Origin of the sequence: Bacillus sp. FS02, assembly GCF_024398395.1 — a bacterium.
GTDB lineage: Bacteria > Bacillota > Bacilli > Bacillales > Bacillaceae > Bacillus > Bacillus altitudinis.
In genome coordinates this window covers 1562029-1578344 of record NZ_CP074101.1, presented here as the reverse complement: position 1 = coordinate 1578344, position 16316 = coordinate 1562029, and the positions used below count along the sequence as shown (strand labels likewise).

The following is a 16316-nucleotide window of genomic DNA, read 5'->3' as shown; positions in this document are numbered from 1 at the left end:
TTAGTATGAGTGATTTACCTAGAATTCCGTTCGCGGATTATATCGATCAATTTGTTGACTGGTTAACATTAACCTTTGGTGGTTTTTTTGATGGCATCACAAATGGATTAGCTGGAACAGTAAATGGTATTGTAGCTGCACTTGGCGTCATTCCATCCATTATTTTAACGCTTATCTTTGCCGGCATTGCTTGGTGGATCAGTACAAGAGGAGTTGCTCTTTTCACACTTATTGGATTCTTACTGATCGACTATTTAGGCTACTGGCAGCCAATGCTGCAAACACTTGCGCTCGTTCTGACAGCTGTGGTCATTTCTATCGTGATCGGGGTTCCGATCGGTATTTGGGCATCACAGAAGGAAACGGTGCGTAAAATTGTCACACCTATTTTAGACTTAATGCAGACAATGCCTGCATTCGTATACCTTTTACCAGCGATCTTCTTCTTTAATATTGGAGTTGTTCCTGGGGTTGTGGCATCGGTTATTTTCTCTATGCCGCCAACGATTCGTATGACCATTCTCGGGATTAAACAAGTACCATCTGATTTAATTGAAGCAACAGAAGCTTTTGGTTCAACGACATTCCAGCGTTTGTTCAAAGTTCAGCTTCCACTTGCTACAAAAACCATCTTAGCTGGGATTAACCAAAGTATCATGCTTGCTCTATCCATGGTCGTCATTGCGGCAATGGTTGGTGCACCAGGACTTGGTTCGGAAGTATATAGTGCAGTAACGCAGCTGAAAACAGGGATTGGTTTTGAAGCTGGTATTGCCATTGTTATTGTAGCGATCACACTGGATCGTATTACACAAAACATTAAAACGAAAAAAACCAGGGGGAATGCTTAATGTGGAAAAAGTCTCTCTACATTGGGATGACCGCCCTGCTCGTCTTTTTACTAGCGGCTTGTGGTGCACAATCAGATTCAAATGCAAGTGCAGCACAGCAGGTCAATAAAACGATTATCGGGATTGATCCGGGTTCAGGTATTATGGCCTTAACCGATCAAGCGAAAAAGGATTACGGTTTAGAGGATTGGACGGTTGTATCTGCCTCAAGTGCAGCGATGACAGCGACATTGAAGAAATCGTATGACCGTAAAAAACCGATTATCATCACTGGCTGGAATCCTCACTGGATGTTTTCCCGCTACGATTTGAAATATTTAGATGATCCGAAAAAATCATATGGTGACGAAGAAGAAATTCACACCATTTCTCGTAAAGGATTTGCGAAGGATCAGCCGGAAGCAGCCAAAATGCTCAGTCAGTTTAAATGGTCTCAAGATGATATGGGTGAAGTGATGCTTGATATTCAGGATGGCGTCAAACCAAAGGATGCTGCAGTTAAATATGTGAAAAAGCATAAAGATCAAGTAGCGAAATGGACAAAAGGCGTGAAAAAGTCAAACGGTGACAAAATCAATCTTGCCTACGTTGCGTGGGATAGTGAGATTGCAAGTACCAATGTGGCCGCAGAGGTATTGCGTGAACTTGGCTTTAAAGTGACCTTGACTCAGGTTGAAGCGGGCCCAATGTGGACAGCAATTGCAACCGGAAGTGCTGATGCATCATTATCTGCATGGCTTCCAAATACGCATAAAACGTATGCAGCGAAGTTTAAAGGAAAATATGATGATCTCGGTACAAGTATGAAGGGTCTTCGCATGGGTCTCGTTGTTCCGACTTATATGAAAAACGTCAACTCGATCGAAGATTTGAAAAAATAGCCAATTGTATAACAGTTCCCTTATAATAGAAGGGAGCATATGGAAAAAGCAGTCTGCTCAAAAAGCGACTGCTTTTTCTTATATATAAGGATGGTGGATGAGTTGTCGATGGTGGAAAAACCAATGATGATTTTCCTGCACGGTGGAGGCGTAAGCAGCTGGATGTGGCAGGAGCATATGGAAATATTCAAGGAAACGTATGAATGCTATACCCCTGATTTTATTGGTCACGGGACAAGAGCAAATGAAACGTCGTTTTCCATGCGAGAAAGTGCTTATGAAATCATTTCATGGATAAAGGAGCATGCACATGGCCGTACAGTCATTCTAATTGGCTTCTCTCTAGGTGCACAGGTAGCCGTTGATGTGTTATCGAGAGAGCCAGACATCGCAGACATCGCCATCATCAATAGCGCCCTTGTGTTGCCATTACCATGGCTCTATTTGATGGTAAGGCCCATTTTACCTCTTACATATCCGTTATTAAAGAAAGATTGGTTCATCCAGCTGCAAGCAGAAAAGATGGGACTTCCAAACGATGTACTGGATCATTATGCAGCGGATTCCAAACAATTGCAGAAGAAGACGTTGCTTACGATGTTTCAAGAAAATCTTCATTACAAGCTCCCTGAGACGTTTCAACAAGCGAAGGCACGGATTCTTGTGACAGTGGGAGAAAAGGAAAAGGGCATTATGACTAGGTCAGCAGAAAAAATCACGAATGCACACCCGAATGCAGCCGGGTTCATCGTTCCTGACATTGGACATACGTTTACTTTTGAAAAGAAAGAACTTTTTGTCGACATGATCAAAAGCTTTATAGAAGCGCGTGCGTTACCAGAGGAATTAAAGGAAATAAGGAAGCTAGGCCATTTAGAAAGTAAAGATGAGCATAAAAGGGGCAGGCATGTATAAGACACTGTATGATATAGGTATAAAACGCTTACAGATGAATGGGTGTAGTGGTGGAAGCTCGTAAGTGAGCCATGAAGGAGGAAGCATGAGTAAAAACTATATCATATTCGGTGCGAGTCAAGGATTAGGGGATGCCTTTGTAAAAGGTCTTCCTTCAAGTGGAGATACAGTATGGATTGTGTCACGAAGTGAACCAAGCAGTTTGAACATAGACGATGGGGTGCGTAGAATTTGGCTGAAGATCGATTTATCAAGCCAAACCCATATCCCTTTTATGCTCGAAGCATTGAAGAATCAAACAATTGATGTACTTATTTATAACGTAGGCTTATGGGAGAAACGCGGCTTTGAAGATGATTATTCTTTCGATCATGATCAACCGGAGGATATCGCTCATTTAATCAATGTGAACGTTACCTCAACGATTACCTACATTCAAGCTCTGCTTCCGCACGTAAGGACATCTGAGAATGGAAAGATCATCGTCATTGGTTCTACTGCGGGACTTGACCATACGAATTTGCCTCAGGTTTCTTTTGTTGCTTCTAAATTTGGGCTTCGTGGTATTGTGAACGCACTAAGAGAGCACGTAAGGAAAGATAAAATATCCGTTACCTGTATCAATCCAGGAGAGCTGGCGGCAGAAGTTCCGTACGAAGATGGCGCTGAAAAAGCCATTGCTCTGTATGATGAAACGAGAATACCTGTACAAGATATTGTCGAGCTGGCGAGATGTGTTATTCATCTATCCAGGGTGTCCTGTGTCAAAGAAATCAATGTCCCGGCAATGACAGATGTGAATGCGTAAAATAAAGGAGACCACCCGCTTCAGAAAAGACGGGTGGTTTTTTTATTTTACGATGAATGCTGTTGAAGTGTTTCGTATACAGCTTCCGTCAAAATCTCAATACCGGTAAAAATGGCAGAGCGGTCAAATGTCATATAAGGGTGGTGTAGCCCTGGTTTTAAATCACAGCCTAAACCGAGCATCGTCGATTTAATATGCGGAACCTTTGCTGCATAAAAATGAAAGTCCTCTCCGCCTGTCGTCACGATCGGTGGATCGAGCTGTTCTTTGCCTAGCACTTGCTCTATGGCATGTGACATGATCTCCACAGCTTCTTCATTTAATGTCGCAGCTGGAAGACGATGATCAGTTGAAAGTGTGATAGAGGCGCCAAAAGCATCCGCTACAGAATGGCATGCTCTTTCAATTTCCTTTTCTAATTCATCCATCACTTCATTTGTCTGTGCCCGAACGTCGAGTGTAAAAGAGGCCTTGCCAGGTATGATGTTGGAGCTGCCGCCGCCTGCATTTAAATTGGTCATTTTCACAGAATGGGCGACTCGTGGATCGACATGGATATGTGCCAGTCTCTGCACAAGCGTAGATGCAACTTCAATGACGTTGACCCCAAGGTGCGGGCGTGCACCGTGTGCTTCCTCCCCTAGAATGGTCCCGACGTAATGATTACTTGATCCGTGCAAAATGGCAGGAGCGCAGCGTCCGTTTAAGGTTTCTTGAATTGGGCGCACATGCACCCCGTATAAATAATCGACGTCAGCTAACACACCTTTTTCGATCATCTTTAAAGCGCCGCCGCCTCTTTCTTCGGCAGGCTGAAAAATGAATCGGATCGTGCCACTTGGAAGTTCTTTTTCTTTCAATGCCATGAATGTCCCAAGTGCCATCGTCATATGAGCATCGTGTCCGCATGAATGGTTGGCTTGAAATACGCCATCTACTTCCTGCCATAATGCGTCAATATCGGCTCTCACAGCAACCACTGGTGCGCCTTCCCCAATTTCACCGATTACCCCTGTACAGTCTTCAAATGTTCTCGTTTTACAGCCTAATTTCTTTAATAGAGCTTCAATATAAGCTGTCGTATTTGTCTCTTCCCAGCTGATTTCTGGATGGGCGTGCAGATGTTCAAAGATGTCTGTTACGGTTTGTTTCATCTCGTTTGTCAAAGTTGTCATGAGAAGCCTCCTTGCTGACAGATAATCTGCCAAAACATTCTTTTAGTGAAATAATATTGATCTTAAATATCATCAGTGTTTATAATATAACACATCATTTGATTATTCAGAAAATTAAGTGAAATTCCGATCGGGACAAAGGGGTTTTGACAGATGAAAACAGCGACAGTATCAGCACCTGAGAAACAAAAAAGAAAACTTCAGATGCCGGATGCATATGTACTCTTATTTATGATTGCTTTAATTTGTACGATCGCAACGTATTTTGTACCAGCCGGTGAATTTGATCGGAAAACGTCAGGAGAGATCACAACAGCTGTTCCTGGCAGTTATCACCGTATTGATCAATCACCAGTTAGTCCGGTTGGTTTTTTTACAGCGATTCAAGAAGGGATGGTTGGTTCATCCTCTATTATTTTTCTGATTCTTTTTACTGGTGGAACCATTGCAATTTTGGAAAAGACAGGTGCCATTAACGGGATGATTCACAATGTCATCAGCCGGTTCCAAACGAAACAGCTATTGTTTATTTGTATTGTTGGCGGATTGTTTTCTGTACTTGGGACGACCGGAATTGTGGTGAACTCAGTCATTGGCTTTATTCCTATTGGGATCATTGTGGCACGTTCTTTAAAGTGGGATGCAGTGGCGGGAGCGGCGGTTATTTACATCGGCTGTTATGCAGGTTTTAACGCAACCATTTTGTCTCCATCTCCATTAGGTTTATCACAAACGATTGCAGAACTGCCGATTTTTTCTGGTATTGGTCTGCGTGTCATCATTTATCTTTGTTTTCTCCTATCTAGTATTGTGTACATCTATTTATATACAAAACGCCTGAAAAATAAAGAAAAGGGGAGCCTGCTTGGTGACGAGTGGTTTCCTGCTAAAGGGCTTGGAGGAGCTGATGCGGAATCTGTGGACAAGCCTGAATTCACCGGCAGACATAAGCTGATTTTAGCGGTGTGCGGTTTGTCGCTTGGGGGTTCTTATATGGTGCGCTTCAGCTTGGCTGGACCGATAAGGAAATGGCTGGTGTGTTCATTTTCATGGCAATTGCTGCTGGACTGCTTGGGGGATTAGCTGCCAATGATATTGCAAAAACGTTTATTGTCGGCTGTCAAAGCCTTGTATACGGCGCACTCATTGTCGGCATGGCACGCTGCATTTCAGTCATTTTGGAAAACGGCAAGCTGCTTGATACTGTGGTGAATTGGCTTGCGAGTATGCTGACAGGGTTTAGTCCAATCGCTGGTGCGATCGGCATGTATATCGCCAGTGCGCTCCTTCACTTTTTGATTTCATCAGGATCAGGGGAAGCGGTTGTCTTTATACCGATTCTTGCGCCGCTTGCTGATTTAATGGGTATCACGAGACAAGTAGCGGTAGAAGCAGTGATGCTCGGTGAAGGGGTGGTCAACTGCGTGAATCCGACTTCAGGTGTGTTGATGGCTGTCTTGGCTGCAAGTGGGATTCCTTACGTGAAATGGCTGCGTTTTATGGTGCCGCTTGCGCTCATTTGGTTCGTCATCGGCCTTGTCTTTATTTGTATCGGTGTCATGATCAATTGGGGACCTTATTAAATAAGAGAGAAGCCACCAAAGAGTGTTTGGTGGCTTTTTTCTTATGAGAACATGTATGGGGACAGCGGTTTAAAACCACAATATGAGTGTTCACAAAATGGCAACATTATTTTTTTGAGCAATCCCCTTGCAAAAGTTTGTGAAGTGTTGCACAATAAGAATGTGAAATATTTCACATAAGAAAAACAACCTAGTTTTACTCAGGAGGATGAGATAAATGACAAACGAAAAAGTAAACAAAGTAGCACTTATTGGAGCAGGTTTTGTCGGCAGCAGTTATGCCTTTACATTAATAAATCAAGCAATCACAGATGAATTGGTAGTCATCGATTTGAATCAAGATAAAGCAATGGGTGACGTCATGGATTTAAACCACGGGAAAGCATTCGCCCCGCATCCTGTGAATACTTGGTATGGAGATTATGAGGATTGTCAGGATGCTGATATTGTATGTATCTGCGCTGGTGCAAACCAAAAGCCAGGTGAAACGAGACTTGATCTTGTTGAGAAAAATTTAAATATATTTAAAGGCATTGTAGACAATGTGATGAAAAGCGGATTCGATGGTATTTTCTTAGTTGCTACGAACCCAGTTGATATTTTGACATATGCGACTTGGAAATTCAGCGGACTGCCAAAAGAACGAGTGATTGGTAGTGGAACAACGCTTGATACGGCAAGATTCAGATACATGCTTAGTGAGTACTTTGAAGCAGCGGCGCACAATGTGCATGCGTACATCATTGGAGAGCATGGAGATACAGAGCTTGCTGTTTGGAGCCATGCGAATATCGGAAGTGTACCCATCACAGAATTAATGAAGAGAAATGACCAATACAAACAAGAAGATTTAGACGACATCATGGAGAATGTCCGTCATGCTGCTTACCAAATCATTGAGAAAAAAGGAGCGACTTATTACGGCGTAGCGATGAGTTTAGCCCGTATTACTAGAGCCATTTTACACAATGAAAACAGCATTTTGACTGTCAGCACTTATTTAGATGGGGAATACGGAGCAGAAGATGTCTACATTGGTGTACCTGCCCTCGTGAACCGAAATGGTGCAACTGAAGTGATGGAGCTCGCACTGAATGACACAGAAAAAGAAAAATTCGCGCGCAGTGTAAATGTGTTAAAAGAGATTTTAGCTCCTCATTTTTAATCAATCAAAGGCAACCTATCTGAGCAGAAAAGGATGAATCACTATGTGGCAGCAAATATATGATCCGTTTGGTAATGAGTTCGTCAGTGCATTGGTGGCCATGCTTCCAATCTTGTTTTTCCTACTTGCATTGACTGTATTTAAGTTAAAAGGGGTATTAGCCGCTTGTTTTACCTTGATCGTCAGTTTTGTAACAGCTGTTTTCTTCTTTCATATGCCAATTGAAAAAGCATTATCTGCTGTGGTGCTCGGTGTATCTAATGGGCTGTGGCCAATTGGATATATCGTCATCATGGCCGTATGGCTCTATAAAATTGCTGTGAAGTCTGGAAAGTTCGATGTCATTCGTTCTAGTATTGCAGGAATTTCTCAAGATCAACGGTTACAGCTCTTATTAATTGGTTTTAGTTTTAACGCATTTTTAGAGGGAGCCGCTGGATTCGGTGTACCGATTGCGATTAGTGCCGCTCTTTTAACAGAGCTTGGGTTTAAACCACTAAAAGCCGCCATGCTCTGCTTGATTGCAAATGCTGCGTCTGGCGCTTTTGGTGCAGTAGGTATCCCGGTTATTACTGGAGCACAAATGGGGAATATGACGCCGCTTGAGCTGTCTCAAACCCTTGTGTACACCATTCCGTTTATTTCTTTCTGTATCCCATTTCTGCTGATTCTCATTGTAGACGGCTTTAAAGGGATCAAAGAAACGCTTCCAGCCTTGCTTGTTGTGAGTGGAAGCTATGCGATTCTGCAGGCTGTTACAATGGTCACCATGGGTCCTGAGCTTGCCAATATTATTTCAGCTTTAGCGAGTATGGGAATTTTGGCTTTATTTCTTCGAAAATGGCAGCCGAAATATATTTATCGTGAAGAAGGGGCACCAGCCATTGAGAAGAAACAAACGTATAGTGGTGTTGAGGTGCTGAAAGCATGGTCTCCGTTTTATATTTTAACTGCCGTCATTACTGTATGGAGCCTACCAGCTTTTAAAGCATTATTTGCTGAAGGAGGACCGCTTAACTGGACAACCATTTTAGTGAAAATGCCGTTTCTGCATCAGCAAATTGTGAAATTACCGCCAATTGCCCAAACAGAAACACCGATTGATGCGATCTTTAAAATTGATGTTATTAGTGCAACAGGTACCGCCATTCTAATTGCGGTGATGCTGACAGGATTGTTCAGCAGACATATTACATTAAAAGAAGGGGCTGCCTGCTTAAATGCAGCGGTCAAAGAGCTTTGGGTTCCTGTTCTTACGATTTGTTTTGTCATGGGCTTTGCCAACTTGGCGAACTTTGCAGGCCTAAGTTCTGCTATCGGACTAGCACTTGCTAAAACAGGCGATTTATTCCCGGTTGTCAGCCCAGTGCTTGGCTGGATCGGCGTGTTTATTACGGGATCTGTTGTGAGTAACAATGCCTTATTCGGTAACCTTCAAGCAGTCACCGCTTCTCAAATCGGCTCTCAGGCAGGTTTGTTAATCGGGGCAAATACGACCGGTGGTGTGATGGCGAAATTAATTTCGCCACAATCTATTGCTATTGCAACAGCAGCTGTAGGAGAAACAGGTAAAGAATCTGAACTCTTCCAAAAAACAGTGAAGTACAGCTTCATTTTGCTCGGCATCGTATGTGTATGGACATTTATTCTTGCTCAATTTGTATAGGTTGATCGATTGATTGAAAAATGGAAGACTGAGAGATTTCTCAGTCTTTTTTTATGTGGATTCTCGTGTGACAAGCCGAGTAGGTAGCTGAATATGTTCACGTTGTAATGGTTTTTGATCTTGTAGCAGCTGAATCATTTGTTTTACAGACTGCTGGCCAAGCTCGACGATGGGGATGTCGATGGTCGTGATCGTTGGTGCTGTCACCTCGCAAATGTCTTGATTGTCATAACCGATCACCGCTAAATCCTTAGGAATGTGATATCCATATGAAATGGCTTGTTTAATGAGGCCTGCTGCCACTTGATCATTGCCGGTGAAAATCGCATCCGGCGCATCCGGCATCCGGTGGATTAAGTCCATTAAACGAAAGCCGTCCTCAATGGTAAAAGCCTCGCCGAACAGCCAATCTTCTTTAAGCGACAAACCGTGATCAGAAAGCGCATCAAGATAGCCTTGCTTTCTTTGTTTTTGTGCTTCACTGCTTTCTGTATCAAAGCAAAATCCAATGGATGTACGCCCTGATTGAATCAAGTAGTCAACCGCTTTATAAGCAGCTTCCCGCTCATCATATCCAATAATCGGAATGTCTGCTGTTTGATGAAATTCATTTGCCATGACGATCGGGCCGTTTGCTAAAAATGGCTCGATTGTTTCCCACTTATTTTCTAACGCCCCCAATATGACACCATCTACTTCTTTTCTTTTTAATAATTGAAGCCCTTCAAGTTCTGCTGATTCTTGATAAAACGTCTGGAGCACGATGGCTTTATACCCTTGATCCAGTGCTTCCTTTGAAATGCCTTTAATCAATTGTGCAAAAAAAGGATGGTCCACAGCTGGAACAGACACAGCAATGGTTTTTGTCTGATGTGACCGAAGGGTGCGGGCTGCTGAGCTTGGTGTATACTCCATTTCCTTCATCACCTGTAAAATGTGCTGGCGCTTTTCTTCGGATACATATGGATGGTTGTTCAGCACCCGAGAAACAGTGGTCGTTGAAACCCCGCAGCGTTTGGCAATTTCATAAATTGTACACATATTAACAAATCCTTTACACAAAGTTATTGTTCTGAAATCGATAACATCATTTACAATGTGAAACAAGTTAAATATTAACAAATGGAATTGATTAATTGGAGGGAATGGAATGCAAATATTGACGAAGATATCAGGTAAAAGCAAGGATTATCTACCGTTGCTGGATATGATCAATCAAGGTGTTCAAGTAAAGGCTGATTCAGTTGAAAAGAATCTAGCGAATGATAAGCTTGCTGCGTTCCTTGAGCAAGATATTGCGCGTACAGGTTTGGAAAAAATTCTCTTCCATTATAAACAAAATAAGGAAAAAAAGATACCGTTCCTGCCGGTCGATAAACTGATTTCAGAGGATGAGATTGATGATATTATGCAGGTGCTGAAAGAAGTATTAAGTTCAGGCCGTTTTACATCAGGCCCTTATATTCCAAAGTTTGAAAAGACGCTCGCAGCATACTTAGGGAAAAATTATGTCATTGCCACATCAAGTGGAACAGATGCCTTGATGATCAGTTTAATATCAGCAGGCGTCCATCCTGGAGATGAGGTCATCCTACCTGCCAACAGCTTTGCTGCAACAGAAAATGCAGTGCTTGCGATTGGTGCGGTTCCAGTCTATGCCGATATTGATCCAGACACCTACTGCCTAGCGCCGAGTGAAATAGAGAAGCATATCACAGATAAGACAGTATGTATTCTCCCGGTTCATTTGTATGGAAAGCAAGCGGATATGAAGGCCATTTCGACGATTGCGAAACGGCATGGTCTATCGATCATTGAGGATGGCTGTCAGGCGATTGGTAGTAGCGGGCTTGGGGAATTTGGGGATGGACTTGTTCTCAGCTTTAATCCTTACAAAAACCTTGGAGTTTGCGGAAAGGCAGGAGCCATCGCGACAAATGATGAAGCCCTAGCCGAAAAGTGCATGGAAATCAGCTATCACGGTTTTGAACCAGGAAAGAAAAACGTGAAGCGCAGTGACTATGGCTTTAATTCTAAGATTGATAACTTACAGGCCGCAATCGGGCTAGAACGAATGAAATATTTAGGTTTACAAAACTTTAAACGCTTTTACTTGGCAAAGAGATACATAGATCAGCTGCAAACGCTGGAAGACGAAGGCTATATTAAGCTTCCGAAGCTGACAGACGATCATGTATGGCATCTATTCCCGATCAGAGTGGTGAAGGGAAGCCGAGATGAGCTGGCAGAGAAATTACTGGAAATGGGCATAGAAACAGACGTCTATTACCCTGTTTTATCGCATCAGCATCAAACGAATCTTGTTTCTCAAAAGTATAAACAAACGGCACTTCCACATACGGAAAAAGCCGTACAGCAATTACTCCATTTGCCGCTTTATCCAGGTATGCCGCTGCAAGATCAGGAGAAAGTCATCGAGGGGGTCCATCATGTTATCAAATCTTCCATTCAATAAAAAGCTTTTGCATCAACCGCAACATCCGCAGTGGATCGTCTTCTGTGATTTCGATGAGACCTATTATTCTCACGGAATGACCGAGGAGCAGAGAGAGGATGTAAAACGGCTGGAAGCTTTTGTGGCAGAAAAGAGCGAAGCCGGACAGCTCATGCTGGGCTGGGTGACGGGAAGCAGCCTCGATTCTGTTACGAGCAAAATGGAGAAGGGTGGTTTCTATCAATTCCCGCATTTCATTGCGTCGAATTTAGGAACTGAAATCGTGTATACATCAGATGGGAAATTTGGACAGCCAGATGCAGAATGGATGAAACGGCTTGATGCACAAGGCTTTTCAGACGAAAAAATTGAAGATATTCTGCAAGCCGTACGTGAAAAGGGGATTACCCTTAGGCCGCAAACGCAGCTAGGCAGCTCTGGGTATAAAAAGAATTTCTATTATCAGGAGCAGGATGAACGAACAGATCTCCATCATCTATCGTTCATCCAAACACTTGCGAAGGAGCGGGGTGTGGCGGTGAACATCAACAAATGCAACCCGCTTGCGGGTGACCCTGCGGATTGCTATGACGTTGATTTTTTACCAGTGGGAACAGGTAAGGATGAAATCGTTCGGTTTATGCTGAATCAATATAACCTGTCAAAAGATAAGGGTTTTGCTTTTGGTGATAGTGGGAATGATCTGCGGATGCTTCAATCCGTCACGCACGGCTTTCTTGTCCAAAATGCAACAGCCGAAGCCAAACGGCACCACCATCAAATTTGTCATCATGGGTATGCAAAAGGAATCTATGAAACATTGAAAACAGTGATGTATAAACATGAGGAGGCACATTCATGAAGAAAATTGGAATTGTTGGAGCAGGGAATATTGCAAAAGCACATGCTAGAGCCTTATCAACGATCAAAGGTGCAGAATTATCTGGGGTCTATGACTTGCACGAATCCGTTGCACAAGGATTTATTAAACAGTACGGCGGACGGGTGTATGCCAGTATCGAAACACTAGCGGATGCATCAGATGGATTGATCATTGCTTCCCCTAACTTCTGTCACAAGGACCATGCCCTTCAGGCGCTTAGAGCAGGACAGCCGATTTTATGTGAAAAACCGATGGCTGTATCGTTAAAAGAAGCGAAGGAAATGGTGGAGACAGCCAAACAGTTCCAGGTTCAAGCCAGTATGGGCTTTAACTATCGCTATTTATCCTTTGTGAATATTTTGAAGAACTTGATCGCCAATGGTGAATTAGGACGCGTTTTGACAGTACGGACACATTTTAAGAAAAATAGTGCCCTTAGAAGAAAGACATTTTCGTGGAGAGACAGCGGCGAAAGTCTGCGTACAAGCGGTGCATTAGGAGATTTAGGGATTCATTTGATTGATATGCTGTGGTACTTATTTGGCAGTGAAATGAAAAAAGAATCCCTTAATACGAAGATGCTGACACATGTAAAGGAAAAAGAAGAGAAAAAGGTACAGGTCGATGACCATACCGAAATTTTTGGGCAAATGGAGAATCAAGTGTTCTTTCATTTGGTGACGTCCAAAAGTACGCAGCCCGAGGAATGTGGATTTAGTGTAGAAGTAGTGGGACATGACAAGGTTTTTAAATACCATACAAACATGAAAAACGAATATGAGATCAGTGATGGCTTGTGTGTAGAGCGTCATCAAATGCCGCAAACATTGCTGACAGATCCACCAAATGAATTTTATGGATGGTCTGATACATTCCGTGATCAGCTGATGCATTGGGTAAATACAAACTCATATCCATCTCATATGAAGGTAGCTGATTTTGCAGATGGTTATCGCGCGCAGGCTGCGCTGAATACGTGCTTCGAGAGGGAAGAGGCTGTCGTCTCTGCCCGCGCATATTAATGAAGAGGTGGAGCGGAGGATATCATGACTCCGCTCCTTTTTAGAGGAAGTGAAAAGATGAAAAAGGTGTTTTATTTTGGCTGTATCTTTTATTTTTTTATTGGGACCATTCATGTGTTTTTTGGCAGTTTAACGCCTTATTTGCTGTCTAGTTATGAGAAGGGCCCTGGGGAATTATCTTCTTTAATCTTCTTTCAGTTTATTGGCTTTTTGACAGGCGTTCTTTTGTCGCCCATTCTTGTGAGGAAAAAAGGCTACGGCACTGTTCTGACGATGGGATTGCTGCTGATGATCGGAGCGCTTCTTCTTGGCCTTTTGGTACCAGGTTGGACGATTCTTGTGGTGGCAGGTTTTTTCCTTGGGAGCGGTGCTGGCAGTCTTGAGACGACGGCCGGGGCGTATGTCATTTCAATGGCAAACAGTGCAAAGCGAATCAGCATCATGGAGGTCTTTTTTGGATTAGGTGCATTATTATTTCCTCTATTGATTCTGCTGACTGTGACAGAGGAAACGTGGCATTATGTGTTTTTATTTCAAGTCGGTGCACTGACTTTTTTCCTTATGCTGTGGCTTACTTTTATGAATAAACTCCCTCAAGGACAGATGGCAGCTCCTTCTCAAGACATGAAGAAACCATCTTTGCTGTTTGATCGAGGGAATCGAATGATTGTGGTGCTGATGATCTGTTTTGCGTTTTTCTACGCAGGAATTGAAACGAACTTTGCGAACTTTTTACCGTCGATCATGCTAGAAAAAGGGGGAGACAACTGGGGTCTTTTTGCGGTCTCTACTTTTTGGACAGCGATCGTCATTGGCAGAACTGTCATTGCGAGAAAAGCCGATCAGCTGCATCCGCTGCGTTTTTTAAAGTTAAGCGCAGCGCTGATGATTGTGCTGCTCGCCGTATTTGCTCTAGTCACCCACATCGCCGCGCAGCTAATTCTTATCTTTTTCATCGGTCTGTGCGCAGCTGGCATGTTCCCCATTGCCTTGACGGCTTCTGCATTAATGATTGAAAATGCCATCGACGAGGCCACGAGTTATTTTATTGCCGCCGCTAGTTTAGGTGGAGCTTGTTTGTCCTTTTTGATTGGGTTTAGCCTTGAGTGGGCAGGTGCGGCAAGCGCCGTCTTTGTTTTCGCCTTTTTAGCTGTTCTCCTTTTTGCGGCTGCCATTCAAATGAATCGATCTCGGAAAAAAGAAACCATACCCACACAGCCGCCGGCGATGAAAGCCGATCGATAAGCAGCTGCTCTGGTGGCTCCTCCTTTTGTATAGCATATCTTCAGAAAAGGTGACGAAGGACTTGTACTAAAACAACGAAAGCGTGAATAACATGTACAAGTCAGCATCAAAAGGAGGACGTCTATGTGGCGGTGTTTTTTGGTTATATCTTTTTAGGGTTGTCACTTTCAGCGCCTGTTGGGCCAGTCAATGCAGCCCAAATCGACAGAGGAATTAAAAGTGGATTTTGGCACGCTTGGATTTTTGGTGTGGGGGCTATGGCTGCGGATATTGTCTATATGCTCCTCATCTATTTTGGTGTCGCCCAGCTTTTGACTGCACCTCTTGTGAAAACCTTTTTGTGGCTGTTCGGCTTTTTCGTTCTGACCTATACCGGTATTGAAAGCCTTCGTAAAATCAATTTGCAGGAAAGCCCAAAGAAGGATGGAGGAAACACATCGATCGGGCATTCGTTCATGACGGGATTTTTTATTTCTCTTTCCAATCCGCTTAGTATTTTATTTTGGCTTGGAATTTATGGAAGTATTTTGGCCAATACGATTGAAAAGTATGGAGCATCTCAAATGCTGATGTACAGCATGGCTATTTTTATCGGCATGCTCTTATGGGATTTCTGTATGGCGCTACTCGCCAGTACGTTTAGACGGTATTTAAATGAACGAATGTTGCACGGCTTATCCGTTCTGGCAGGTCTCTCTTTACTTGGCTTCGGTGCCTATTTTGGATATCAAGGGATCATGGCGCTCATTGGATAGAATGGTTGATAAGAAAAAGGGCTAAAATCTAAATCATTTTAGCCCTTTTTCTTATTTGACAGAAATAAGACACTCTTCAATAATGATGGAAGATACATAAAATTGAAGGAGTTTTTGCCATGCGTATGTTCCTGCCAGCATTCAACTATGTGTGTATGCTGATGTTGTCTGTGATCACATCGACATTTGTTTATATCATGTTGTTTGCCTCACCTGAATCCGGATTCAGTTATGTGGAGGTCACCAGTCTTTTCATTTTGATCGCTTATGTCCTATTTGCTGCACCTATCCAAATGGCTTTACACCGTCATCCTGAGAAGTTTCGACGCCGTGATTTATTGGTTTATTTTATCGGGGCGTGGGTGGTTTGTACGGCGCTTGCTTTATGGATTGATTATGGTGTTGTCGTCTTTATTAGCTACAAGATTTATCTATTTAGCTTTTGTGCGGCCTTCATTTATTGGTTGCTTGATTCCGTTTTTTTAAAGAAGAAACAATCATAATGGCTTTTCCCGTTTTTTCTCTTGAACATGAACGTGTATGACCTTCGAGAATCCGCTTGATACAAAAGCAAGAGCCGTCATCAGAAGGACCCAGTATAGATTGCTAAGGTCAAATCCAGTATAAACGAAGATGAAAATCATCGAGATCACGGACGTTAATATGAGGACAGGCCATATCCGTTTAAATAGCAGATAACCAACAAATCCCCAAAGGAAAGCCATCACTGGTAGTGTAAATAAGATCAGATACATCGGATGGAGAAAAAGAAGACGCATGTCATTCACCCATTTCTTTTATGATGGCCGACTCTATTAGATAGAGGCGGCTAAATGATGATATGCAGAAGCATACTCATACATGATTAGATAAATGGAAGTGAATTCCTGCTTCATCCGTCAAATCAACCAC

15 protein-coding genes and 1 pseudogene are annotated in these 16316 nt (G+C 43.0%); 13 read left to right on the top strand and 3 right to left on the bottom strand.

Features of this window, described 5'->3' with window-relative positions; all coding sequences use genetic code 11:
• The first annotated feature begins 5 nt into the window (after nt 1-5).
• The 4 genes from opuAB to KFQ09_RS07895 all read left to right on the top strand — a co-directional run bounded on the left by opuAB (nt 6) and on the right by KFQ09_RS07895 (nt 3455).
• On the top strand, nt 6-851 hold the full coding sequence (gene opuAB, locus KFQ09_RS07910) for a glycine/proline betaine ABC transporter permease subunit OpuAB (RefSeq protein ID WP_024718999.1): 846 nt from the start codon (nt 6-8) through the stop codon (nt 849-851).
• On the top strand, nt 851-1732 hold the full coding sequence (locus tag KFQ09_RS07905) for a glycine betaine ABC transporter substrate-binding protein (protein ID WP_008342122.1): 882 nt from the start codon (nt 851-853) through the stop codon (nt 1730-1732). Before opuAB ends, KFQ09_RS07905 begins: the two co-directional genes overlap by 1 nt.
• A gap of 108 nt (nt 1733-1840) precedes the next feature.
• Nucleotides 1841-2647 (top strand): alpha/beta fold hydrolase, encoded by an 807-nt coding sequence (locus KFQ09_RS07900; RefSeq protein ID WP_231583255.1) that lies wholly within the window; start codon nt 1841-1843, stop codon nt 2645-2647.
• 85 nt (nt 2648-2732) lie between these two features.
• Nucleotides 2733-3455, top strand: coding sequence for an SDR family NAD(P)-dependent oxidoreductase (locus KFQ09_RS07895; protein WP_025206697.1), 723 nt, complete (start codon nt 2733-2735; stop codon nt 3453-3455).
• Between the two features lie 47 nt (nt 3456-3502).
• Here KFQ09_RS07895 and KFQ09_RS07890 read toward each other — a convergent pair whose 3' ends face one another.
• A complete protein-coding gene (locus KFQ09_RS07890) occupies nt 3503-4630 on the bottom strand; it encodes a M20 peptidase aminoacylase family protein (RefSeq protein ID WP_057078597.1) in 1128 nt (375 codons plus the stop codon).
• Nucleotides 4631-4783: 153 nt separating this feature from the next.
• Between KFQ09_RS07890 and KFQ09_RS07885 the strand changes: the two are divergent.
• The 3 genes and pseudogenes from KFQ09_RS07885 (at nt 4784) to KFQ09_RS07875 (ending at nt 9044) form a co-directional block, all read left to right on the top strand.
• A pseudogene (locus tag KFQ09_RS07885) lies at nt 4784-6213 on the top strand (YfcC family protein).
• 217 nt (nt 6214-6430) lie between these two features.
• Nucleotides 6431-7378 (top strand): L-lactate dehydrogenase, encoded by a 948-nt coding sequence (locus KFQ09_RS07880; protein WP_008342118.1) that lies wholly within the window; start codon nt 6431-6433, stop codon nt 7376-7378.
• A gap of 43 nt (nt 7379-7421) precedes the next feature.
• Nucleotides 7422-9044 (top strand): L-lactate permease, encoded by a 1623-nt coding sequence (locus KFQ09_RS07875; protein WP_255836193.1) that lies wholly within the window; start codon nt 7422-7424, stop codon nt 9042-9044.
• A gap of 51 nt (nt 9045-9095) precedes the next feature.
• Here KFQ09_RS07875 and KFQ09_RS07870 read toward each other — a convergent pair whose 3' ends face one another.
• On the bottom strand, nt 9096-10085 hold the full coding sequence (locus KFQ09_RS07870; protein ID WP_041508206.1) for a LacI family DNA-binding transcriptional regulator: 990 nt from the start codon (nt 10083-10085) through the stop codon (nt 9096-9098).
• A gap of 109 nt (nt 10086-10194) precedes the next feature.
• On the opposite strand from KFQ09_RS07870, the gene KFQ09_RS07865 reads away from it, so the two are divergent.
• The 6 genes from KFQ09_RS07865 to KFQ09_RS07840 all read left to right on the top strand — a co-directional run bounded on the left by KFQ09_RS07865 (nt 10195) and on the right by KFQ09_RS07840 (nt 15907).
• Nucleotides 10195-11520: a DegT/DnrJ/EryC1/StrS family aminotransferase gene (locus KFQ09_RS07865; protein WP_144668476.1), complete on the top strand. Its 1326-nt coding sequence runs from the start codon at nt 10195-10197 to the stop codon at nt 11518-11520.
• Nucleotides 11495-12361 (top strand): HAD-IIB family hydrolase, encoded by an 867-nt coding sequence (locus KFQ09_RS07860; protein WP_041091228.1) that lies wholly within the window; start codon nt 11495-11497, stop codon nt 12359-12361. The genes KFQ09_RS07865 and KFQ09_RS07860 overlap by 26 nt, the downstream gene beginning before the upstream one ends.
• A complete protein-coding gene (locus KFQ09_RS07855; RefSeq protein WP_017358578.1) occupies nt 12358-13404 on the top strand; it encodes a Gfo/Idh/MocA family protein in 1047 nt (348 codons plus the stop codon). The genes KFQ09_RS07860 and KFQ09_RS07855 overlap by 4 nt, the downstream gene beginning before the upstream one ends.
• A 57-nt stretch (nt 13405-13461) precedes the next feature.
• Entirely contained in the window at nt 13462-14649 is a 1188-nt protein-coding gene (locus KFQ09_RS07850; RefSeq protein ID WP_255836192.1) for an MFS transporter, read from the top strand.
• A gap of 125 nt (nt 14650-14774) precedes the next feature.
• Nucleotides 14775-15404 carry a LysE family translocator gene (locus KFQ09_RS07845; protein WP_236810206.1) on the top strand — a complete coding sequence of 210 codons (630 nt, stop codon included), beginning with the start codon at nt 14775-14777 and terminating at the stop codon, nt 15402-15404.
• A 119-nt stretch (nt 15405-15523) separates the two neighbouring features.
• Entirely contained in the window at nt 15524-15907 is a 384-nt protein-coding gene (locus KFQ09_RS07840; protein ID WP_249476542.1) for a UPF0715 family protein, read from the top strand.
• Here the strand turns inward: KFQ09_RS07840 and KFQ09_RS07835 are convergent.
• Entirely contained in the window at nt 15902-16183 is a 282-nt protein-coding gene (locus tag KFQ09_RS07835) for a DUF2651 family protein (RefSeq protein WP_046342569.1), read from the bottom strand. The two genes, KFQ09_RS07840 and KFQ09_RS07835, sit on opposite strands and share 6 nt — an antisense overlap.
• Nucleotides 16184-16316: the final 133 nt, after the last annotated feature.